Source organism: Streptomyces sp. NPDC093094 (assembly GCF_044754345.1).
GTDB lineage: Bacteria > Actinomycetota > Actinomycetes > Streptomycetales > Streptomycetaceae > Streptomyces.
In genome coordinates, this window is the sequence record NZ_JBIVOX010000026.1 from 17815 (window position 1) to 40620 (window position 22806).

The following is a 22806-nucleotide window of genomic DNA, read 5'->3' on the forward strand; positions in this document are numbered from 1 at the left end:
TATGCATTGACTTCCTTGATGGTGAAACGTACGTTCCGTTGGTGTCAACCCTTTGGAACGTCCGAGTAAATGGAGGCGCCCGATGACGGGTGTGGATGTCGCCGCGGTAGGAGCGGTCCCGAACGGGACCACGCCGGATGTGGTCGTGGTGGGGTACGGCCCGGTGGGCATGGTGGCGGCCGCCCTGCTGGGACGGGCGGGACACCGGGTCCTCGTCCTGGAGCGCTACGCCGGCCTGTACAACCTGCCGCGCGCGGCCAGCTTCGACGACGAGACCATGCGCACCCTGGCCCGCCTCGGCGTGGCGGAGGAACTGCTGCCCAAAGTGCGCGTGCAGCCCACCTACGAATGGCGCAACGGCAGCGGCGACCTGCTGATAGAGCAGTCCTTCGCCGAGACCGGACGCAGCGGCTGGGCGGAATGGAACATGATGTACCAGCCCGACCTCGAAGAGGCGCTGGACTCCGTGTGCCGTTCGATGCCCCGGGTGGAGGTGCGGCACGACAGCACCGTCGTCGCCCTGGAGCAGGCCACGGACCACGCCACGGTCACCTACGAGGGGCCCGAAGGGCGTCGGACGGTCGAGGCGCGCTACGTTCTGGGCTGCGACGGCGGCAACAGCTTCGTGCGCTCGTCGCTCGGAGTGGAACTCCACGACTATGGCTTCTCCGAGCCGTGGATGGTGTGCGACTTCCGCTTCCGTCGCCCGACCGAGGTACCGCGCGCGCTGCAGCTCGGCGACCCGCTGGGACCGACCTCGATCATCTCGCTCGGCCCCGCACACCACCGGTTCAGCTTCATGCTCGACTCGGTCGGCGACTTCGAGACCGAGCGCGACCCGCAGCGGGTCTGGAAGCGGGTTGCCTCCTACCTCACCCCCGATGACGCCGACCTCATCCGGGTCGCCACCTACACCTTCAGGTCCCTCATCGCCCAGGAGTGGCGCCGCGGCCGCGTCCTGCTCGCGGGCGACGCGGCCCACCAGATGCCCCCCTTCCTCGGCCAGGGCATGTGTTCCGGCTTCCGCGACGTGCAGAACCTCGCGTTCAAGCTGGACCTCGTGCTGCGCGCGGCCGCACCGGACGACATCCTCGACACCTACCAGACCGAGCGTGAGCCGCATGTGCGCGCGGTGACCGAGAAGGGCATCGAGCTGGGCCACCTCCAGACCCTGCGCGATCCCGAGCGGGCTGCCGAGCGCGATCGGACGCTGCTGGCCCGCCGCGTGGAATCCGCCGTACCCGAGCCCATGCGCTTCCCGGACCTGGTCGAGGGGCTGTTCACCCGGGGCGCGGGCGCGGGCCGGGGACAGCTGTCGGTGCAGGGCGTCGTGGACGACGGCACCCGATCCGACCGTCTCGACCAGATCGTGGGCGGAGGGTTCCATCTGCTCGTCGACGAAGACCACCTGGCCGCCTTGGAGAGCCACCGGCTGCTCGACGACCTCGCTGGGGCCGGCGTGCGCGTCGTCGTCCTCGGCGAGCGGGCCGCGGCGCATCCGGTGGCGACCGTCGTGCGGGACGTGGACGGCACCTACCACGCGTGGTTCGCCGAGCTCGGGTGCTCGGCCGTGGTGGTCCGGCCCGACTTCTACGTGTACGGCACGGCCGACCACTCCGACGCGGTGGCCCGCCTCGCGGTCGAGCTGCTGGACGCGATCCACCGCCACGCGACGCCCTCCGGCGCGGGAGCGGACACCTGATGTCTCTCTTCCGTGGTGCCGGGGCGGTCCGGTGCGGCCGGTTCGGGCGAGGCCCTCAGGGACGGTTACTGTGATCGCTTCCGTGAATACACGCCATCCCTCCGGCTCCGAGGCCGGCGAGACGTCGCCGGCCCGGCAGGGCATCCAGTCCGTCGAACTGGCGATGACCGTCCTGCAGGCCCTCGAAGAGGGACGGGGTCCGATGAGCCTGACGCAGATAGCCGCCGCCAGCGGCATGCAGCCCAGCAAGGCCCACCGCTATCTCGTCAGTCTCGCCCGCGTCGGCCTCGTCGCCCAGTCGCCCAGCTCCGGGCACTACGACATGGGGCCGGCCATGCGACGGCTCGGTGTCGAGTCACTGCGCAGGATGGACGAGGTGGCACTGGTCAGCGAACACCTGCCGGGACTGCGGGACCGTACTTCGCATGCGGTCAACCTGGCGGTGTGGGGAGACCACGGTCCCGTCGTCGTGCGCTGGGAGTACGGTGCCCACGCCCTGCCGATCACGGTCCGCGTCGGCGCGACGATGCCACTGCTGAACTCGGCCATGGGAGGGGTCTTCCTCGCCCACCTGCCCGAGCAGCTCACCGAGCCGGTGCTGCGCGGGCAGCTGGAGACGCAGACCCTCGACGCGGCCACCCGTGACCAGATCGTCCGGATCAGGGACGAGGTGCTGCGCGAAGGGGTGGCCACCACGGTCGGCGGCGTCATCCCCGGAGTCACCTCCCTGGCGGCCTCCGTGTTCACTGCGGGTGAGTCCTTCCCTCTCGTCGTCACCCTCGTGATGCCCGCGCGGGGCGTCACGGAACAGGACGTTGCCCGCCTCTCGGCGGAACTGCTGAGCTCGACCCGGGCCATGTCCGAGATGCTGGGGCACCCCATGGACCAGCACAGACCGTAGGGCATCCGCGCCTCCCGGGCGTTCGGGAGGCGTGTCTCCCGGCACTCGCGAAGTCTCACCGGGCAAGCGTTCTCCTCGACGAGTACGGCCGGGCCCGTCAGGGCTCCTACCGGTGGTCCGTTGAATCTCCGGAGGCAGAGGTCGATGCCGTGTCCGGTGGTGACCGCGTCGATCAATGCCTGGAGTCCGGAGGGCGGGTCGGTGTCCGTCCGGGCTCGCCACCACCGGATGAGGGTGGCGGCGGGGTGAGCCAGGAACGGACGGCTCGTAAGGCCCTGGTCCGGCAAGGCTGTCGGGACTGGTGGGACGGGACTGGTCCCCCTCTCCGACCCCTCGTCGGGGCACGGGTCCGGCGCGGTGGCATCCAGGGGTCCGGGTGGGGGCGAACCACTGGTCCCGGCAGAAGGAGAAGGCGCAGTCCACCAGGGTCTGGTGACGGCGGACGGCGCGGTCGGAGCGGACCTGGAAGCCGGCCCGGCGGAGTCCGTCCCTGATCTGCTGGTAGCTCTGCTTGAGGGGCCGCGTTGCGAGCCCTCTTGCGCTGATCACGACCACCCCGCAGTGGTTGCCTGTGTTCGAGCCGGCCCCCTGGGCTGATGACGACGGCGCTGTCGACGTCGGCTGAACTCGCGTTCGGCCGTGGCCGGGCAGCCGCCGTTCGCGGGTCGTGCGCCCTGGTACGCGCCGGGCGCGCCTCTCGTCTCGACGCGGCAGCTCGCAGCAGTGACCGAGGTGCCGCGCGGGGGTGCATGGAAGTCCAGACAACGTTGTCATGCATCGAGCCGCTTTGCGGAGTGCGACGCGAGGATTGACAGTCGCACACGTGACAGTTCACCATCCATGAAGTCGCTGCATATTCATAAAATCTGGAACGGGAATTTGCCTCATACCCTCCCTGAAGGAGCCCTTCCTCATGTCTGAGACTTGGGTAGATGTCACGAGGAACCTGGAAGTCGATCCGAGTGTCAGCCGGCATGAGGGTTCGCGGACTCAGGAGGCATGGAAACAGAAACTGTCCGGCCTCTCCGACGCAGCGCAGTACACGCTGCTGATCTCCTTGATCGCCGGCCAGGTCGCGGCCGCCACGGGTGAGGAACCGGACGGCGGTCGTGTCGACGTACGGGCTCCCTGGCGACGCCTGGGCCTGTACCGGCAGGTCTCGAGCGACTTCCGGCAGGGTCTGGCGGCCAGAACCGGTTTATCCACTCCTGCCACCCTGCTCTTCGACCATCCGACGCCGCACGACCTGGCGGAACACCTGCGCCGTTCCCTGCTGGGCATGCCCCTCACCGCGCGGCCCGTTGCTCCGAGGGCCAGGGCGGTCCCGACGGACGATCCGGTGGCCATCGTCGGCCTCGGCTGCCGCCTTCCGGGCGGCGTCGACTCTCCCGAGGCCCTGTGGCGGCTGGTCGACGAGGGCAAGGACGTGATCGGCGGCTTCCCGCAGGACCGGGGATGGGATCTCGGCTCGCTCTACGATCCCGATCCGGACCGCCCTGGGACCACCTACACCCGGCACGGCGGTTTTCTGGACGCCGTGGGTGACTTCGATGCGGGGTTCTTCGGGATCGGCCCGCGGGAAGCGACGGCTCTGGACCCGCAGCAGCGGCTGATGCTGGAGATCTCCTGGGAAGCATTGGAACGGGCGGGCATCGACCCCCACTCACTGCGCGGCAGTCGCAGCGGTGTCTTCACCGGCGTCTCGCTGCAGGACTACGGGCCGGCCTGGCACGAGGCCCCCTCGGAGGCACAGGGGCAGATGCTGACCGGGAACGCCCTGGGGGTCGTCTCCGGCCGGGTGGCCTATACCTTCGGGTTCGAGGGACCGGCGCTGAGCATCGACACACAGTGCTCGTCCTCGCTGGTGGCGCTGCACGCGGCGGCGCAGGCACTGGTCGGTGGCGAGTGCGACCTGGTTCTGGCGGGAGGCGTCACGGTGATGTCCACCCCCGGCATGCTGCTGGAGTTCAGCCGCAAACGCGGTCTGGCACCCGACGGCCGGTGCAAGGCGTTCTCCGCGGACGCGGACGGGACCGGGTGGGCCGAGGGCGCGGCGGTGCTCGTCCTGGAGCGGCTGTCGGACGCCCGCCGCGCCGGCCGCCAGGTGCTGGCCGTGCTCCGGGCCACGGGGACCAATCAGGACGGCGCGAGCAACGGACTGACCGCTCCGAGCGGTTCGTCCCAGCAGCGGCTGATCAGAGCGACGTTGTCCCGGGCCGGTCTCCGCGCGGCCGACATCGACGTGGTGGAGGCGCACGGCACCGGAACCGAGCTGGGCGATCCGATCGAGGCGAACGCGCTGATCGCCACGTACGGCCAGGACCGGCCCGTGGGACGCCCGCTCTATCTCGGGTCGCTCAAGTCCAACATCGGGCACACCCAGGCCGCGGCGGGCGCGGCCGGTGTGATGAAGATGGTGTTGGCGTTGCGGCACGGCGCATTGCCCCGCACGCTGCACGTCGCCGAACCGTCCCCGCACGTCGACTGGTCCGCCGGTGCCGTCCGACTGTTGCGCGAGCCGGTGACGTGGGCGCCTTCGGACCGGCCTCGCCGGGCGGCGATATCCGCCTTCGGGGTGAGCGGCACCAACGCGCACGTCGTCATCGAGGAGGCCCCCGAGCCCGAACCCGTCACGGCGCGTCCTGCCCTGCCCCTCGTGGTGTCCGCGCGGACGGCTGAAGCCCTGCGGGACCAGGCCGGGCGTCTGGCCGCCCACTTGACGGGCTGCCCGGACAGCATCCGTCTGATCGACGTCGGGGCCACACTGGCGGCGCGCACCCGCTTCGAGCATCGCGCTGTTGTCGTCACGGACGGTCGGGAGGAGGCAGTACGTGCCCTGCGCGCTGTGGCGGAGGGCGAGGGCGGCCCAGGTGTGACCTGCGGGAGCGTACTGCCGCAGGTGGTGGACGGACGGCTCGCGGTGCTCTTCACGGGGCAGGGTGGCCAGCGGCCCGGTATGGGTGAACGGCTCTACACGACCCAGCCGGTCTTCGCACGGGCACTGGACGAGGTGTGTATCCGGATGGACAGCCACCTCGACGTGCCCCTGCGCGAGGTCATGTTCGCTCCCCGGGGGGTGGGCCCGGCTTCCCTGCTCGACGAGACCGTGTACACGCAGCCCGCGCTGTTCGCCTACGAGACGGCGCTGTTCCGTCTCCTCCAGTCGTGGGGGGTGGTCCCGGACGTGCTGATGGGCCACTCCATCGGTGAGTTGACGGCCGCTCACGCGGCAGGCGTGTGGTCGCTGGACGACGCCTGCGCCCTGGTCGCAGCCCGCGGGCGGCTGATGCAGGCATGCCCGCCGGGCGGCGCCATGGCGGCGGTGCAGGGGACGGAGGCTGAAGTCTGCGCCGCACTGGCGGAGTTCGGCGGCCGCGTCGTGGTCGCAGCAGTCAACGGGCCGACTGCGTGCGTCGTCGCGGGTGATGAAGACGCGGTGAACGCGGTCCTGGCATCGTGGCGGCGTCGCGGTCGTCGGACGAAGCTGCTGAGAGTCAGCCGCGCCTTCCACTCCCCGCACATGGACGGCATGCTCGACGCCTTCCGCGAAGCGGCACGGTCCGTCACCTCCCACCCGCCGGACATCCCGGTCGTCTCCAACGTGACGGGCGAGATGGCCACCGCCGACCATCTTGCCTCGCCCGAGTACTGGGTGCGGCACGTACGCGGGACCGTGAAGTTCCTGCAGGGCATGCGCTGCCTGCACGAGCAGGGCGTGGGAGCCTATCTGGAAGTCGGTCCCGACGCCGTCCTGTCCGCAATGGGGCCCGACTGCCTGCCCGAGAACGCAGACCGGCCCGCCGAGGCGGTGTTTGCAGCGACGGCCCGTGCCGGGCGTGATGAGGAGATCACCTTCCAGTCGGCGCTCGCCGAGTTGCACGTGCGCGGTGTGGATGCCGACTGGCGCGCGCCGTTCTCGGGCCGGGGTGCGGTGTTCACGGAGCTGCCCACGTACGCGTATCAGCGCAGGCGGTACTGGCTCGAGCCGACCGCGCCGACGACGCAACCCGTTGTGAGAGCGGTGGACCCCGTACGGTGGCGCTACCGGGTGACGTGGCGGCCGGTGACGGTCCAGCCGGGCACGGTTCCCGGGTCCCTGTCCGGCACGTGGCTCGTGCTGCTTCCCTCGACCGGTGTCGGAAGGAAATGGCGGAAGCGTATCTCCTGGGTGCTCGACGCTCTGGGTGCACAGGTGGTGGAGGTACCTGCCGAGGAGCAGGACCGGGACCGCCGGCACCTGGCGAAGCTGCTGCGTGAGCGGGTTGCAGAGAGCGAAGGAGAACTCGGCGGCGTACTGTCTTTTCTCGCACTGGACACCACCGCACATGCCGAACATCCCGCGCTCACCCGTGGCTTCGCCCAGACCTGCACGCTCGCACAGGCCCTGGCCGACATGGCAGCCGATGTGCCGTTGTGGTGCGCCACTCGTACGGCCGTCGCGGCGAGCGGCGAGGAGGAGATCGGCAGCCCCGTACAGGCCATGGTGTGGGGTCTGGGCGGCACGCTCGCCCTGGAACGCCCGGCCGGTTGGGGTGGTCTGCTCGATCTTCCGGCCGAGCTCGACGACGACGCAGTGCTGTGGCTCGGCGCCGCGCTGAGCAGGCTGGACGGTGAGGACCAACTGGCCGTGCGCTCCTCGGGACTGTTCGCCCGCCGACTGGTGCGGGATACGGACAGGGAACCCGGCACCGGTGCGGTGGTTTCCGGGTGGCAGCCGCGCGGCACTGTGCTGGTCACGGGCGGGACGGGTGCGCTCGGTGCTCACGTGGCACGCTGGCTGGCCACACACGGTGCACGGCGGCTGGTGTTGGCCGGCCGCAGAGGTGTGGACGCCCCGGGGGCGTCCGAGCTCGTGGACGAGTTGAACGGGCAGGGTGTGCAGACCACGGTCGTGGAGTGTGACATGGCTGACCGGGCACAGGTCGAGCGGCTCGTGGCCGCGATTCCGGCCGACGAGCTGACCGCTGTGGTGCATGCGGCGGGTCTGCTGGGACGGACGGCATCGCTGACGGACTGGAATCTCGCCGAACTCACCGAGGTCGTCGCGGGCAAGGCCGCGGGCGCGGCCTTCCTCGATGCCGCACTCGGTGACACCGCCCTCGACGCGTTCGTCCTCTTCTCGTCGATCTCCGCCGTCTGGGGCAGCACCGGCCAGGCGGCATACGGGGCGAGCAATGCCTTCCTCGACGCACTCGCCCAGCATCGGCGCGCCCGTGGCCTGCCGGCCACGGCACTGGCCTGGGGGCCCTGGGCCGAGGCAGGCATGGGGGCCTCACCCGAGATGCGCAGTTTCCTGACCAGGCGCGGCATCGCGCCGCTCGCCCCCGCCGATGCCATCGCCGAGCTGGAACGGGCGGTCGGCACCGACGCGACAGCACTGACGATCGCCGACATCGACTGGGACCGTTTCCTGCCGCCGTTCACCGCAAGCCGAACCAGCCGGTTCTTCGACGAAATCGAGATGCAGCATCCGCCCGCGGCCGAGGTCCACCAGGCCCCCACACCGTTTCCCTCGGAAGATCCCCTGCACACCGTACGCACACACGCCGCCGCCGTGATCGGATACACGTCGGCGGACGAGATCGACCCAGCCCGGCGCTTCCTCGACCTCGGCTTCGACTCACTCGCCTCGGTGGAACTACGCCAACGGCTTGTCGCCGCCACCGGACTGCCCCTGGCCAAACAAGTGGCCTTCGAACATCCGACACCGGCCGACCTCGCACGTCACATCGGCGAGCTGGCGGCCGCCGGGGCGGGTGCCCGTCCTGAGGCGGCTGCGTCGTCGGACAGCGGCTCGTCGGGGGTGCGCGACCTGTACCGGCGTGCCTGCGAGATCGGCAAATACGCCGAAGGTGTCGGGGTTCTCCAGGCTGCCGCGTTGCTGCGGCCGGTGTTCACCGATGCGGCGGGCTTCGGCCGCAGGCAAGAGGTCGTGCGACTGGCCGAAGGGCCCGAGCATCCCGCCCTGGTCTGCGTGCCGTCCATGGTCGCGCCGTCGGGCCCGCACAACTTCGCCCGTCTCGCCCTCCATCTGCATGGCACGCATGACGTCTACGCCCTGCCGCTCCCCGGCTTCGGCGACGGTGAGCCGCTGCCGGCCGACAGCGGCCTGGTCGTGGACCTGTGCGCCGATGCCGTCATCCGCGAGCTGGGCGACGTCTCCTTCGCCCTCGCCGGCTACTCCTCCGGCGGCTGGCTGGCCCATGCCGTCGCAGCCCGTCTGGAGTCCCGTGGCCTGAAACCCCGGGCGGTTGTTCTGCTCGACACGTGGTTTCCGAAGGACGACATTCCGGAGGAGGACATCAGGGACCAGCTCCAGGGCATCGCTGTCAACGACCATGCCTTCGCCCTGATGACCGAGGAACAGGTGACCGCTCAGGGGGCGTATCTCAAACTCTTCGACGGATGGCTGCCTCAACCGGTCGCCGCCCCTGTCGTCCTGATACGAGCCGACGAGCAACTGCCCTCCACCGCGGTCCAGAAAGGGAGCACGTCGGAGGGCTGGAGCACGGAGTGGGACTTCCAGCACGAGACGATACGCACGCGCGGCAACCATCAGACCATGATGAGCGACCACGCGGACACGACAGCTGCAGCCCTGAGCAACCGGCTGCGGGAGCTCTGACAGTGATGACGTTCGTGGTGACACCGCAGCGCGTCCTCCACGAGGCTGGTGCGCACGTGGTCGGTGACGGACCAGCCGACGACCTTGCGGCTGAAGCAGTCCAGCACCGTCGCCGGACAGAGGAACTTCCCTCCCGCGACCGGGAGACACGTGATGCCGCCCCTGCATTTCAGGCCGGGCTCGGGGGAGGTGAAGTCGCTCCGGAACAGGTCCGGCACCACCGATGCCGCCGGATCCGGGACGGTGGTGCGGACGCGTCTGTGCAGGAGGACGCCGGTGACGGAGAACGTCCGCATCACCCGGGCGACCCGCTTCTCGTTGACATGCAGGCCCGTCTCCTTCAGCTCGGCGGTCACCCGCGGCGAGCCGTAGGTGCCACCCGGCTCCGCGTGGACCTCGCGGATCCTCGCTGCCAGGAGCTGGTCGTCCCGCTGCCCGGCCGCTCTTGCCCGCCGACCGGCCCGCCACTTGTCGTAGCTGGAGCGGTTCACGTCCAGGATCTCGCAGAGCAGCTTCACCTCGAAGGCGTCCCGGTGGCCGTCGACGAACTGGAAGCGGCCCCTCACCAGTCGGTCTCCCCGGCGAAATACCTGGCCGCCCTGCGGAGGGTCACTTGAGGAAGCGCCCCGGCCGCGCCTTCGCACGGGTGCGTCGAAGGCGCGGCCGGGGTGAGGGATCTGGCTTCAGCGTGACAGCGGTCCCCGGGCGAGCGTGGGTGCGGTCGCCGGGCGGCCGGAGCCCGTCTCGCGGAACGTCCGCCTGCTGACCACCCAGCCGGCCGCGAAGGCCGCGGGGACGGACACGAACCCAGCGGTGTGGAGCGGGAACCAGGCGAAGTCCGCCGACGGGAACAGCGCGTCAGGGGCACCCGAGACGGAGGTCCCGAAGAGCAGGAGAACGGTGCTCGTGCCCAGCCCGACGTAGAGGCACCACAGGATTCCCGTACGGGTGCAGCGGGACCAGAACAGCGCGTAGACCAGCGCGGGCAGTACCGTGGACGCGGCGGTCGTCACCGCGAACGGCGCGATGAACTGGATGTTCCACTTCTGGGCCGCCACCGACAGGACCACGGCCAGCGCTCCGAGTGCCGGGGTCGCCCAGCGCATGGCCCGGATCTCCCCTGCCATGCTCGTGTCCTTGCGCCTGGGGCGCTGCGCGTAGAGGTCGTGGGCCAGCGCGGCGCTGGAACTGAGGGTGAGCGCCGAGACGACCGTCAGACTCGTGAGGAACACGGCGGCCACCGTCAGCCCGACCAGGAGTCCTCCGCCCCACTGCGCCGCCACGGTCTGCGCGAGCACCAGCAGGGGGTCGGCCGACTGGACGTCGAAGGTGCCGTCCGGCCCCTGGCCGCCATAGGCCGAGGCGCCGAGTCCGAGGATGACGACCATCAGGCAGAAGGCCCCGACCATTCCGATGGCGAGGAAGACCGACCTGCGCGCCGACGCGGCGTTCTCGGCGGCCTTGACCCGCATCAGCATGTGCGGGACGACCGCCAGACCGAGGACGATGCTGAACTGCAGGCCCACCACGTCGAGACGCCCGGTCAGGCCCGATCCGTAGCGCGCGCCGGGCAGGTAGTAGGCGTCCGGGTCGACGCTGTGGTCCGCGGCGGCGGTCAGCAGCCGGTCGGGGCTCCAGCCCAGCTTCGCCATCAGGACGAGCACGAGCAGTCCCAGCCACGCGAACAGCACGACGGTCTTGATGGCCTGGAGCATGGTGTTGCCGCGCATCCCGGCAAAGGCGGTGGCGCAGACCATCATCGCCCCGATGAGCACCGTGCAGAACTGGGCCGCACCCGCTTTGTCCACCCCGATCAGGGCGGCCGTGGCGACCCCGGCGGACGTCAGCTGTACGACCGCCAGCGGCAGGCAGCAGCAGAGCGTCACCACGGTCGCCGCCACGCGGACGCCCGCGCCGGGGAACCGGTGGGCGAGGGTGTCGCCGAGGGTGAAGCGGCCCGTGAGGCGCAGCGGGCGGGCCAGGACGAGCAGCACTCCGAGGGCCAGGGCCGTGCTGACGGCAGTCAGTGCCCCGTCGTAGCCGCCGGCCGCGACCAGGCTGAGGGTGCTGATGAGGGCCAGGACGGACACCAGGTCGCCGGTGAGGGCGAGCGCGTTGGTCCACGGCCGCACGGACTGCCCGGCCGCATAGAGGTCCTCGACGGTGTCGGAGGTGGCGCCGAAGAGCAGACACAGCAGCAGGGTCACGGTGATGACCAGGAGGAAGGCGGTCAGCGGGGCCGCCTGGGCGAACGAGGAGCCGGCCGCCAGGGCCGGGGCGGGCCGTGGGGTCACAGCTCGCTCCCGGGAACGGGGCCGGCGAACTCGCCGCCTTCCGGCGCCGTCCGGCCGTGCCGCTCGAAGCGCCAGGCCGTGGCGAGGAAGACGCCGCCCTGCACGGTGAGAAGCACCATGCCCAGGGGCAGCCCGCCCGGTGCGGGGGCGGCGAGCCAGGCGGCTCCCGTGACGGTGGCGGCGAGGATCAGCGCGGATGCGGCGATGTTGGCGATCAGAAAGCGGCGGATCGCTCGGCGTTCGGCGGGCCGGCGCGCGCTGCGGGGGTCGGCGTACTCCGGGGTCCGGGCGGGCGCCGGGTACGGGGGCGGTGATGGCGTGTGTGGTGCCGGGTGATGGACCGAGTCCATGGTGCTCCTCGGAAAGGGGACGTCGGGGTCGCCAGGTGCTCGGCTCGCGACCGGACGGCGCGATGGCGCCTGTCCGTGCCGGAGGCAGGGCCTGGGACGAGCGGAGGCCGACGCCGGCGCAGCTGTGTGCGGTGGGCAGGTGCGGGGGAGTCGTCGACGAACATGCGGCACGGGTCGGACCTAGACCCGGATAATCATTATGATGATTTCCGCTGCCGCAGAGTATGGGCGTTTCCGTCTCCATGCGCCACCCCTGCGACGCAGTCGGTTACGAGTCCTGCGAACCGCCGGGCGGCTTCGGCGTGTTGACGGCCCTCGTCCACGGGGCGGCGAGGCATCTCCCGACGCCGGTCCGGGCCGTCGGAGGGCGGCTGGATGCAGTGCGCCGGACGGCGGCCCGGTCCGGGAGGGGAAGCGCGACCGCCACCGGCGACATCCGACCCGCCGACGACGGAGCGCCGGCGCCACGGCGGAGCCGACTGCACCGCCTGATGCGCTGCACCCCTCTGCTCGCCCCCGTCCCGCTGTGGGCCGTGCCCTGCTGGGTGCTCCTGCGCAGCGGCCGACACCGGCCGCTGCCCGTCACGCTGGCCGGCCCGCCGGTGGTGCTCTTCGGCGAGGGCGCGGCGTGGGGTGAACCGGGCCGGCAGCCCGCGTCGCCGGTGCGTTCCGGGCGGGACCGTGCCGAAGGAGCAGGTGCCCTCCAGCCGTACCTGGTCCAGGTGCACCGTCCCGGTGAACAGGCACCCTGACAGGTCGACGTCGGCGAGGACCGGATGCGCTGCGTCCACCCCGCGCTGCGTCCACCCCGCGCGGCGAGACCGCCCGCACCGCGGCGTCAGGCGTGCCGTCAGAAGCCTGTTCCGCCACCACCTGTCTGTCGGCGAGGACGAAGGGGGCGGCTTCCGCGGCGATGGTGAGGGGACACTCGAAGACCGCGTGGGCGAAGTCCACGCCGGCGTAGCGCAGCTGCACCCCGGTCGTGGCCATCGGCGGACGCCGCTCGGGACGGCTGCCGGTGGCCGGACCGATCGCCGTGCGGCCCGGCTTCCGGATTCGTCCGTGCCACCGTCTGCGCACTCACCCCGCGGGCGCAGGCAAGCGCCGCAGTACGGGCGAGCGCGACTTCATCGCGCTGATCGACGGCACCCGTCACCTCGTCGAGGCGCCGACCGTGCTCGTCCGGGACCGGCTCGACACTCATGTCTCCCATGCCATGCGTGAGTCGATCGCCGAGCGTGAACGGCTGACGGTGTTCCTGCCACCCGCGTGCTCGCCGGACCCGAACCCCGTCGAAGGCGTACGGGCCCACGTCGAGCGCAGCCCGGCCGACCTCCCCGTGGTCTGCCTCGACCGGCTCGAAACCCTGGTCCGCAACCGGCTCGAACGCCTCCGGTACCGGCCCCGCACCCTCGACGGCTTCATGGCCGGCACCGGCCTGACCCTCGGCGATCCAGCATCACCTTGACGAGCCGAAGCCAGTATCTGCGTAGGCATTCTTCTGCTCGTCTGTGAGCTCGTACTCGGACTGCATGTTTTTCTCCCCCATGCCGGGTTGGCGCATTTCCTCATCTTCTGCGATGACTCGATGGCCATGAGGGCACATCTCGAGCACCGTCTCCAGGCGGCCGGGCGCCGATCTGGTCAGGGTGGATCCGTATGGCCTGGTCGCAGGACAGTGCTGCGCATGCCGCGGCCGATCGGACGTCGGGTGCGAAGCCGGTGGTCAGCGAAGGCCGCCCCGAACGCTCCGATAGCATGTTCGCACTATCGACGATCCACTTCCGTTCCCCGCCAGGAAACCGTGCCTTCCAGCGCGACAGGTGGCCTGGTTCACCAAATAAAAAACGGCCAGGCACTTGACATCTATATCATCGCGGGTGTTGTCGCGAATGAACGGCGTAATGGCCCCTGCCGCATGGCGTCGGGCACGGGTGATGCTGTGGACCACGGCTGCTCTGGCGGCACTTGGCTTCCTCGTCACGCTGGAGATCGTCGCGCGTCGCTGCGGCGTACAGGGGCCGTTGACCAATCAGGCGAGAGACCTGGTGTTCGCCCCCAAGCCGGGCCCGCTGTACGGCGGTCTGGCCTTGATGACGGTGGTGCTCCCCTGGCGCCAGCGGCTCGCCGCGGCCGGTGCCGCGATAGGCATCGACGTCGTCTTCGCACTGGCGCGGTGGGCGATCGACGCCCAGGTGCCGGACGGATACTTCTTCGGCAGCGGCGCGTTGTGGGTGATGCTGGGCTGCGGCGTCATCGCTGTCACGCGTCGCACCGGCCACGAACGTGTGCTGCTGCTGAAGGGCGTCGGGCTTGGTCTGCTGCTGGTCGCCGGCCGCAAAACCGGCGACACCTGGCTGCTCATCACGGCGAAGACCCGCCCCATGGTGCTCGATCCCTATGTGGCAATGGCCGATCACGCACTGGGCGACCCGTCATGGCTGGCGGGCCGGATCGTCGCGGCCACCAGCCCGATCGGCACCCATGTCCTCCAGCTCGTCTATGCGCAGCTCGCGGTGGCCGCGGTCGTCGTCGCGCTGTACCAGCTGCGCAACGTGGTGGCCGAGCGCCGCTTTCCGCGCCACCATCTGGTGCGCACCTTCCTGGTGATCGGCCTCCTCGGACCGGCCTGCTACATGATCTTCCCGGTGGTGGGGCCCGTCTTCGCCTACGGCCCGGGCGCCTCCGGAACCGGCGGCGTGCAGTGGGCGCTGGTCGACCTGTGGCCCGACACACCGCCGCCGCTCAATGTTCCGCAGCCGATGCCGTACGACGGGATCACCCCGCGCAACTGCATGCCCAGCCTGCACACAGCGTGGGCCACTGCCATCTTCATCCATACCCGCAAAGGCCCACGGCTGCTGCGACACGCCGGCACGTTCTGGCTGATCGCCACGCTCGCCGCAACACTCGGCTTCGGCTACCACTACGGCGTCGATCTCATTGTCGGCGTGGTCTTCGCGCTCACGATCGAGGCAGCGCTGCGTGCACAAGAACGCGGCTGGGACCGGTCGGGAATTCAGCTGGTCACCTACGGCACGGTCGTTTTCGTATCGCTCTTGGTGTGCTATCGCTATGCGCCGATGGAGATGGCCGAACACCCCCGGATATTCGGACCACTTCTCATTCTGGCCATGGCCTCGGTCATCTACGGCTACGTGCAGACCACTCAGCTCTGGGAGAAGAACGCCGCACCGGCGCGGCAACCAGAACCGCAACCCGAACCGGTGTGAGCCATGCTGCGTCCTGCTGCGAGCGGCCCGTTCCCCGAGCCGGGCCCGGCACCCCGGCGGTCCTGCGGCATGTCCTGACCGATTTCGCCGAGCGCTGCACAGAACGCGGCCGTTCCCCAGCCCATGACCATCTGGACGCGCTCCGCCGCACCTGACCCCCGCACAGGTACGTGACACGGCTCCCGCCGATGGCCGGCGCAGCCCTGCACGTCCAGGCCAGGGCTCCGCCACCAGTGTCGGCCGTCAGCTCCCCCTGGGCCGTCAGGCGCAGCAAGCGTGAAAGCCGTCCCTGCCCCCTCCACGCTCTCCCAGAGCCGCGAACTCTCGGCAGAAAAGGCCAGGCAGCGTGAAGACCACTCCTCACGCTGCCACCGGGCGGCCCGGCCGTACGGAGTCCTACCTGAGAGTGATCGCGTAGATCTGTACCCGAGGATCGTTCTGCAGGCCGACCGAACGCACCGTCTTCGACGCGTCGAGATCGGCGGCGCCACCGAACAGACGCACCGGCGGCCCGTCCACGCCCTGCCCGCGCTTGATGCGGTGCGGCATCTCCAGCGCGACCGAGGTGCCCTGCGGTGCCGATCCCGCCCAGTCACCCACGGTCACCGGCACCTCGCTGGTGCTTCCGTCGGTGTAGCGGACGGTGAGCGCTGTCGTCACCGGACCGTGGTGGGCCGTGGCGACCAGTTGCAGCGTGCCGTAGGACCCGGCCGGGAGCAGCATGGCCTGACCGCGGCCCTCGACGAAGTTCGCGGCCGTCCCGGACGGGTCGGGAGCGTCGTACGTCACGCCGTCCCAGACGACTGGACCGGCCTTGGGCAGCAGATCACCGTCGAAGCTCCATCCCGATCCGTCGAAGTCGCCCTCGCCGGACGCCGTGACCGTCGCGGTCCCGTCGTGGTTCACCTCGTTCCCGAGGCCGACGGCACACTGCTCATCGATGCCTGCCGCGCAGTGGGCTGCTGCGCGCACCTCGATGGTTGCGGCTCGTTCCACGGGCTTCGCACCCTTCGCGCTCGCCGTGATCCGCACGGTGTACGAACCCGGCGGCGTGTTGGCCGGCACGCTCACGTCCACCGCTGCGGTGCGCTGGATCGGAAGGCGACGGGAGGTGAGCGAGAAGGGCGAGGAGCTCTTCGCCGTCCAGCCGTCGGGGACCTTCGCCGCGAGGCCCACCCGCAGGGTGCCGGGGGACTGGCCCAGCACGTCCAGGTGCAGGCGGACGCTCTGTGTGCTGTCGGCTGTCGGAACGACGTCGGAGCGGGTGCGCAGCGAGGCGTCGAGGTGGCGGCGGGAATCGGCTGCCGCGCGGTTGACGGACGGCGGTTCGGCGCCCTTGCCGGTACCCCATGAAGACGGCTTGTCGGCCATCTCGAAGGTGAGTTCTCCGCCCTTGGCGACCTTGTCCCAGTCCAGCCAGGTGGCCCGCAGGTCCTTCCCGCCGAACTTTGCCTGCCGCACATAGCGTCGGGCGTCGCTCGCGCCGGGGGCCCTGACGGTCAGCGTGCCGCCCTGCTGGCCGCCGTAGGCGCCGATGCGGATGACGGCGGAAGGGAACTGCGGACTGGAGACGGCGAGGAAGTCGCCACCGTTCGTCGTCGGGTACAGACCCAGGGAGGAGAAGACGTACCAGGCCGACATGGTGCCCAGATCGTCATTGCCGGTCATGCCGTCGGGCCCGTCCGTGAAGAGCGTCATCGCGGCACGGACCACGGTGGCGGCCTTGGCCGGTGCGCCGGCCCACAAGTACATGTACGGGGAGTGCAGATCGGGCTCGTTGTTCGGGTTGTAGGTCGCCTTGCCGTAGTAGTCGTACGGTGCCGCTATCCAGTCCTCGCGAGCGGTCCTGGCAGGGTCCGCGAGGAGTTTGTCGTAGGCGAAGAAGGCGTCGAGACGCTTCTCGGTCTCCCGCTTGCCGCCCATCAGGGAGACCAGCCCGGCCGGGTCCTGGGGCACCAGCCACTGGTACTGGTAGGCGCCGCCCTCATGGAACTGGTGGCCCGCCTCGACGGGGTCGTAGGGCGTCAGCCAGGTGCCGTCCACCGTCCGCGGCCGGAACTGCTTGATCGAGGAATCCCACAGATTGCGGTACCACTGGCCGCGTGCCGCGAAGACGCGGGCGTCCGCGGAGTACCCCAGTGCCCTGGCCATCAGTGCCAGCGACGCGTCCGCCGCCGCGTACTCCAGGGTGGCCGAAGCGGGATGGCGGCAGTCATTGTCGCCGCCCTTGTCCGCGCAGTCCTTCCCTGTTTCCAGTCCGCTGGGGATGTAGCCACGCTTCTGGTACTCGTCGACCCCGGTACGGCCGTTGTAGGGGGAATCGTCCGGTGGCGTACTGAGCGCGTTCTTCCGCAGGAGCGCGTACGTCTCCTTCTCGTAGCCGGCGAGCAGGCCCTTGGACCACGCCTCGACCAGGAAGGGAGTGACCGGGTCGCCGGTCATGATGTTGGTCTCGCTGTTGGCGAGCGACCAGCGCGGCAGCCAGCCGCCGTCCCGTCCGATCGCGACGACCGACAGTGCGACATCACGGGCCACCTTCGGCTGCAGCATCTGCAGAAGCTGGTTCTGCGGCCGGTGGGTGTCCCACAGTGACAGGTTCTGGTACGGCGTGAACCCCGACGCGAGATGCGTCTTCCCGTCGAAGCCCGCGTACCGGCCGTCGACGTCCCCGGCGAGGTTCGGGTGCAGTTGTGAGTGGTACAGGGCCGTGTAGAAGGCGCGTTGCCGCTCGGCCGGCCCGCCGCCTGTCCGGACGGCGTCCAGCTGCCGTTCCCAAGTCGCGTGCAGCGCCGCGCGGGTGGCGTCGAAGTCGTAGGAGCCGTCCGTCTCCGCCTTGAGGTTCTTGCGGGCGCCCTCGACGCCCGTGTAGGAGAGCCCCACCTTGACGACGACATCGCGGTCGGATCCGGCGTCGAAGGTCACCCAGGCGCCGTTGCCGCCCTCGCCGGCCGCGTCGCGCTCCCCGGGAGCGGGCGTGTCCCCGCGCCACGTGCCGTGCGAGGCGAACGGCCTGTCGAAGGCAGCCGTGAAGTAGACGGTGTGACGGTCCTTGCCCGCGCAGAAGTTGCCCGCCTCCACGCGGCCCTCGACCGTACGGTCGCCGACGACATGGACCTCCGAGCCGTACACCTTCTGGTTGGCCTTGCCCGTGTTGAACAGGACGTTGGCACGGTCGGTCGAGGGGAAGGTGTAGCGCTGCCATCCCGTACGGGGTGTCGCGGTCAGCTCGGCGTCGATGCCGTACGTCTTCAGTCCGACACGGTAGTAGCCGGGTTCGGCGGCCTCGTCGTCGTGCGAGTAGGCCGAGCGGTAGGCGTCGGGGTCGACGCTGTCGATGGCCCCGGTCGTCGGCATGAGGGGCAGTTCGCCCATGACGGAGCAGCCGACGCCGGAGAGGTGGGTCTGGCTGAATCCGTGGATCTTGTCCTGCTGGTAGTCGTAGCCTCCCTGGCCGCCGGTGTCCGGGCTGACCTGGACCATGCCGAAGGGAGCACTCGCCCCGGGAAAGGTGTTGCCGAAGTTCTGGGTGCCGATGAACGGGTTGACCAGCGACGTGAGTCGGTCGGCGGCCGCGGTGCCCTGGGCGAGGGCGGGCGCCGGACTCAGGGCACCGCCGGCGACGAACAGGGCGGCAAGAAATGCTGATGCGCGGGTACGCAATCGGTGCAGGGGTCTGTGCATGGAAACGGTCTCCTGTTCCTCACCTGTCAGGTACTGCGCGGCACGAGAGGGGATCCGAAGGGGATCTCCGACGGGGATCTCCAAGGGGTGGACGGGGCGACGGCATTCGCCCGGCCACGTGCGCGGGGCCGCGAACGCCGTTCGGCAGAGGCTTCCTCGGCGGACGAACGGGCGGAGCGCATACGACGAGGCGCGCGGGACCGGGCGCACGGGACGGAGCGCCCGCTCCGGGGAACCGGACGCCCGAACATCTCCCTGTCCCACGCACGGAGAACGGGCGAAGTGCGGGTCATCGCAGTGAGCCCCCTTCACAGCGCAATCGACGGCACCCGGCTGGATCGAAGCGGACTAGATCATGTGTCTGACATCGTTGTCAACGATTCTGGCAGGAGTTGGCCAGGGGAACGCCGCGCGGGTGTGGTGACATGTGCCGCGGCGGCTGTGGGGTTGAAGGAGGCGGCGGGGGCGGGAAGTGCCCCTGTGCGGGCCTTTGGCTCATCGGGTATCCACGAAGGAGACCCGATGACGTCCAGTGCGACTACGCCCGGTTGTTCCTCGCCCCTCGGACGCCGTTTTGCCGGATCAGCAACAGGAGTGGCGTGACCGGGCCACGATGGGTGACGTTGGGCCCATGACCGACGACATCACAGCGGGATCGACCGCGTCTGACACTTCCTTGCCCGGCGACGGATACGTCGGAGACCCCGCGGTGCGGGCGGAGTGGGACAACCGATACGCCGACCGGCAACAGCTGTGGAGCGGCCAGCCCAACGGTGCGCTCGTGGCCGAGGTCGCCGGGCTCACGCCCGGGCGGGTGCTCGACGTCGGCTGCGGCGAGGGCGCGGACGCCGTCTGGCTCGCGCGCGGCGGCTGGGACGTGACCGCGCTCGAGGTCTCGGGCGTGGCGCTGGAGCGGGCGGCCGGGCACGCGCGGGACGCAGGCGTCGCCGTTCGCTGGGTACACGCCGCGCTGACGGAAGCGGCGCTCCCGCCGGCCTCCTTCGACCTGGTCTCCGCGCAGTATCCGGCCCTGCTGCGCACTCCCGACGCCGCAGCCGAGCGAGCGCTGCTCGCGGCCGTCGCGCCCGGCGGCGTGCTGCTGCTCGTACATCACGCGGGGATGGACGCCCAGCAGGCGCACGACAGCGGCTTCGACCCGGCTGACTACGTCTGGCCCTCGATGGTCGCCGCCCTGCTCACCGACGACTGGAAGGTGGAGGTGAACGAGCAGCGACCACGCGTGGCACCCGACGGCGGCGCCGGCGCGCACCATACCGACGACCTGGTGCTGCGTGCGCGACGGCTGCGCTGAGCCCCTCCGCTCACAGCAGGCCCGGCATCTGGGCAGACCGGTTGACCGAGCCACCGAAAAGGGCTGCGGCCTCTCATGGATCAAGGGTGTTCTCGTCACTTCGAAACCGCGCAGTCGTTCCGGCTCGGGTGCCGATGAGTCCGTTTCAGCACCCTGCCCCGCTCCGAAGCCACGACAATCGGGATGGTGTCCAGCACATTGACCTGGGCGGTCAATCTTCGTTGGCACGAACTGAGCAGTGGTTGACCTTCGATGGCAAACGGTCAAGGCTCACTGTCACAGGTCACCTGTGCTGCCGGACCTTGACCGTTTGCCAACGAACTTTGACGGGTGCGAGTTTGTGTCAGCAAAGCCTGATCACCGCAGGTCAGAGGTTTGCTGCGGCCGACCTACGGGCCAGGGGAGTCCGTCCGGGCTGCTTGCGGGCGCGGTTGCGCAAGTACATCGTCACCGAGGAGGTGCAACAGACCGTGCCGGTGCGTCACGAAGAAGTCCGCGTGGAGCGCGAGCCGATCACGGACGACAACCGGGACGCAGCGATGTCCGGACCGGACATCGGCGAGGCCGAACACGAGGTCACCCTCCACGAGGAACGACCGGTGATACAGACCGAGACGGTTCCGGTGGAACGGGTGCGGATGACCACGCAGGAGCACGCCGGTGAGGAGACGGTGCACGGCACGGTCCGCAAGGAAAAGATCGACGCAGAGAGCGCCGACGCAGAGAGCGCCGACGCAGAGAGCGCCGACGCAGAGAGCGCCGACGCAGAGAGCGCCGACGCAGAGAGCGCCGACGACGATCGGCAGCCGGATACCTGACCTCGGGCGTGCATCGAAAGAGGATCTCGAACGTGGAATGATCTTTGTTCGTGGTGCGTGGAGATCTGGCGGATGGGCAATGGGCAGTGCTGGAGCCGCTGTTGCCGAAGGACAAGCAGTCCGGCCGGCCGCCGATGGACCAGGAGACAGCTGATCGACGGCATACGCTTCCGGGTGCGCACTGGTACTCCCGTGGCGGGATGTGCCGTGGGGCCGGGCGCACGACCTGTTCCGCCGACGGCGGCGGAACGGCACCTGGGAGCGGATCTCCACCGAACTGCAGGCCCGGCCGACACGAAGGACCTGATCACCTGGAACCTCAACGCCGACTCCACCATCGTCCGTGCCCCGGCACGCGGTCGAGTGCGGTATTTACCGCCTCGCGGTCCGCGACGAGGCGACCGTCCTTGTCGCGGCCATCAACGTGAGGCTGTGATCAGCACATTCGGTTCATGCGCCAGTGGGGGAGTGACTCGTCGGCGAGCTGGTTGCTGCGATCGATCTCCGGCATGTGCGTCTCGGCCCAGACCCGTAGGGCGGAGAGCGGTCCTTCGAGGGACAGGCCGAGCTCGGTGAGCCGGTAGTGGACGGCGGGCGGCACGGTGGGTTCCACACGGCGCGCGACCAGACCGTCCCGGACCAGGCTCTGCAGGGTGACGGACAGCATCTTCTGTGAGATGCCCGGGATACGGCGCCGCAGTTCCGTGAAACGGAGCTCGCCCGGAGCCTCCTCGGCCAGCACCTTGACCGCCATCGACGTCCACTTGGTGCCGATACGGTCGAGCAACTGACGGGTCGGGCAGAGCGGATCCAGCAGATCCCCGCGCTCACCGGGCCGTCGGCCGGGTTCGCCGGGCCTCGACGTGGTCACCTGGGGCTCACCACCTGAAGGGAAAGTGCCGTCTTGGACGGACCAGGATAGTTCCCTAGCGTGACCTGGTCACCATCACTCACCAAGTACCTGGAGTCCCTCCATGCCCGAGCTGCGACGCGTCCTCGCCAACGGTGTCGAACTGAACGTCGCCCTCTGCGGATCGGGCCCGGCCGTCCTGCTGCTGCACGGCTTCCCGCACACGTGGGAGCTGTGGACGGACGTCATGGCCGATCTGTCCGGCCGCTACCGCGTCATCGCGCCGGACCTGCGCGGGTTCGGCGCGAGCAGCCGGGCCGCCTCCGGGTACGACGCGGGCACCCTGGCCGAGGACGCCGCGGCGCTTCTTGCCACGCTCGACGTGTCCTCGGCCGCTGTGGTGGGCATCGACGCGGGCACCGCCCCGGCCTTCCTCCTCGCCCTGCGCCGTCCTGGTCTCGTCCGGCGCCTGGTCGTCATGGAGTCCCTTCTGGGCAGGCTGCCCGGCGCCGAGGACTTCCTCGCCGACGGGCCGCCGTGGTGGTTCGGCTTCCACTCCGCCGCGCCCAGCCTCGCCGAGACCGTGCTGGAGGGCCACGAGGCCGCCTACATCGACTGGTTCCTCAGCGCCGGCACGCTCGGCGACGGTGTGCGCCCCGCCCTCCGGAACGCGTTCGTCCGCGCATACACCGGCCGCCAGGCGCTGAGCTGCGCGTTCTCGTACTACCGGTCCCTGCCCGAGAGCGCAGTACAGATCGAGCAGGCGGTCGCCACTGCCCGCCTGACGGTGCCTACGATGGCGCTGGGCGCCCGGCCCGTCGGTCCTGCGCTGGAACGCCAACTCCGCCCGCTCACCGATAACCTCACCGGACACGTCATCGAGGACTGCGGCCACATCATCCCGCTGCACCGGTCGCACGCCCTGCTCACGCTGCTGCATCCGTTCCTGGCCGGTGAGGACGCGAAAGCAGCGTGACCGGGGCGGGGCTGACGTCAGATACACGCCTCGAGAGGCAATACCGGTGACTTTGTCGGGGTCC

The 22806-nt window shown here is 70.0% G+C and carries 14 protein-coding genes; 9 read left to right on the forward strand and 5 right to left on the reverse strand.

Going from position 1 to position 22806, the window contains the following annotated elements; translation table 11 throughout:
• Positions 1 to 82 precede the first annotated feature (82 nt).
• The 3 genes from ACIQGV_RS35550 to ACIQGV_RS35560 all read left to right on the forward strand — a co-directional run bounded on the left by ACIQGV_RS35550 (position 83) and on the right by ACIQGV_RS35560 (position 9228).
• Positions 83 to 1702: a bifunctional 3-(3-hydroxy-phenyl)propionate/3-hydroxycinnamic acid hydroxylase gene (locus ACIQGV_RS35550; protein WP_402502576.1), complete on the forward strand. Its 1620-nt coding sequence runs from the start codon at positions 83 to 85 to the stop codon at positions 1700 to 1702.
• Positions 1703 to 1784: 82 nt separating this feature from the next.
• A complete protein-coding gene (locus tag ACIQGV_RS35555) occupies positions 1785 to 2603 on the forward strand; it encodes an IclR family transcriptional regulator (RefSeq protein ID WP_402502579.1) in 819 nt (272 codons plus the stop codon).
• 913 nt (positions 2604 to 3516) lie between these two features.
• Positions 3517 to 9228 (forward strand): type I polyketide synthase, encoded by a 5712-nt coding sequence (locus tag ACIQGV_RS35560; protein ID WP_402502581.1) that lies wholly within the window; start codon positions 3517 to 3519, stop codon positions 9226 to 9228.
• Here ACIQGV_RS35560 and ACIQGV_RS35565 read toward each other — a convergent pair.
• The 3 genes from ACIQGV_RS35565 to ACIQGV_RS35575 all read right to left on the reverse strand — a co-directional run bounded on the left by ACIQGV_RS35565 (position 9159) and on the right by ACIQGV_RS35575 (position 11872).
• The gene (locus ACIQGV_RS35565) at positions 9159 to 9794 is read right to left on the reverse strand and encodes an IS3 family transposase (protein WP_402502584.1); all 636 of its coding nucleotides are present in this window, start codon (positions 9792 to 9794) and stop codon (positions 9159 to 9161) included. The genes ACIQGV_RS35560 and ACIQGV_RS35565 overlap by 70 nt on opposite strands.
• Before the next feature lie 117 nt (positions 9795 to 9911).
• A complete protein-coding gene (locus ACIQGV_RS35570) occupies positions 9912 to 11522 on the reverse strand; it encodes a cation acetate symporter (protein WP_402502586.1) in 1611 nt (536 codons plus the stop codon).
• Positions 11519 to 11872, reverse strand: a complete 354-nt coding sequence (locus ACIQGV_RS35575; protein ID WP_402502589.1) for a hypothetical protein — start codon at positions 11870 to 11872, stop codon at positions 11519 to 11521. The genes ACIQGV_RS35570 and ACIQGV_RS35575 overlap by 4 nt, the downstream gene beginning before the upstream one ends.
• Positions 11873 to 12363: 491 nt before the next feature.
• Between ACIQGV_RS35575 and ACIQGV_RS35580 the strand changes: the two genes are divergently transcribed.
• The 3 genes from ACIQGV_RS35580 (at position 12364) to ACIQGV_RS35590 (ending at position 15105) form a co-directional block, all read left to right on the forward strand.
• Complete coding sequence (locus ACIQGV_RS35580) at positions 12364 to 12624, forward strand: hypothetical protein (RefSeq protein WP_402502591.1); 261 nt, start codon at positions 12364 to 12366, stop codon at positions 12622 to 12624.
• Between the two features lie 230 nt (positions 12625 to 12854).
• The gene (locus tag ACIQGV_RS35585; protein ID WP_402502594.1) at positions 12855 to 13340 is read left to right on the forward strand and encodes a transposase; all 486 of its coding nucleotides are present in this window, start codon (positions 12855 to 12857) and stop codon (positions 13338 to 13340) included.
• 424 nt (positions 13341 to 13764) lie between these two features.
• Positions 13765 to 15105 carry a phosphatase PAP2 family protein gene (locus tag ACIQGV_RS35590; protein WP_402502721.1) on the forward strand — a complete coding sequence of 447 codons (1341 nt, stop codon included), beginning with the start codon at positions 13765 to 13767 and terminating at the stop codon, positions 15103 to 15105.
• Between the two features lie 396 nt (positions 15106 to 15501).
• Here ACIQGV_RS35590 and ACIQGV_RS35595 read toward each other — a convergent pair whose 3' ends face one another.
• Positions 15502 to 18786 carry a GH92 family glycosyl hydrolase gene (locus ACIQGV_RS35595; protein WP_402502596.1) on the reverse strand — a complete coding sequence of 1095 codons (3285 nt, stop codon included), beginning with the start codon at positions 18784 to 18786 and terminating at the stop codon, positions 15502 to 15504.
• Positions 18787 to 19417: 631 nt separating this feature from the next.
• Here ACIQGV_RS35595 and ACIQGV_RS35600 point away from each other — a divergent pair.
• Both ACIQGV_RS35600 and ACIQGV_RS35605 read left to right on the forward strand, forming a co-directional pair.
• Positions 19418 to 20098 carry a class I SAM-dependent methyltransferase gene (locus ACIQGV_RS35600; RefSeq protein ID WP_402502599.1) on the forward strand — a complete coding sequence of 227 codons (681 nt, stop codon included), beginning with the start codon at positions 19418 to 19420 and terminating at the stop codon, positions 20096 to 20098.
• A gap of 431 nt (positions 20099 to 20529) precedes the next feature.
• Positions 20530 to 20916 (forward strand): YsnF/AvaK domain-containing protein, encoded by a 387-nt coding sequence (locus ACIQGV_RS35605; RefSeq protein WP_402502601.1) that lies wholly within the window; start codon positions 20530 to 20532, stop codon positions 20914 to 20916.
• A 436-nt stretch (positions 20917 to 21352) separates the two neighbouring features.
• Here ACIQGV_RS35605 and ACIQGV_RS35610 read toward each other — a convergent pair whose 3' ends face one another.
• Positions 21353 to 21787, reverse strand: coding sequence for a winged helix-turn-helix transcriptional regulator (locus tag ACIQGV_RS35610; RefSeq protein WP_402502603.1), 435 nt, complete (start codon positions 21785 to 21787; stop codon positions 21353 to 21355).
• A gap of 103 nt (positions 21788 to 21890) precedes the next feature.
• On the opposite strand from ACIQGV_RS35610, the gene ACIQGV_RS35615 reads away from it, so the two are divergent.
• On the forward strand, positions 21891 to 22742 hold the full coding sequence (locus ACIQGV_RS35615) for an alpha/beta fold hydrolase (protein ID WP_402502606.1): 852 nt from the start codon (positions 21891 to 21893) through the stop codon (positions 22740 to 22742).
• Positions 22743 to 22806 lie beyond the last annotated feature (64 nt).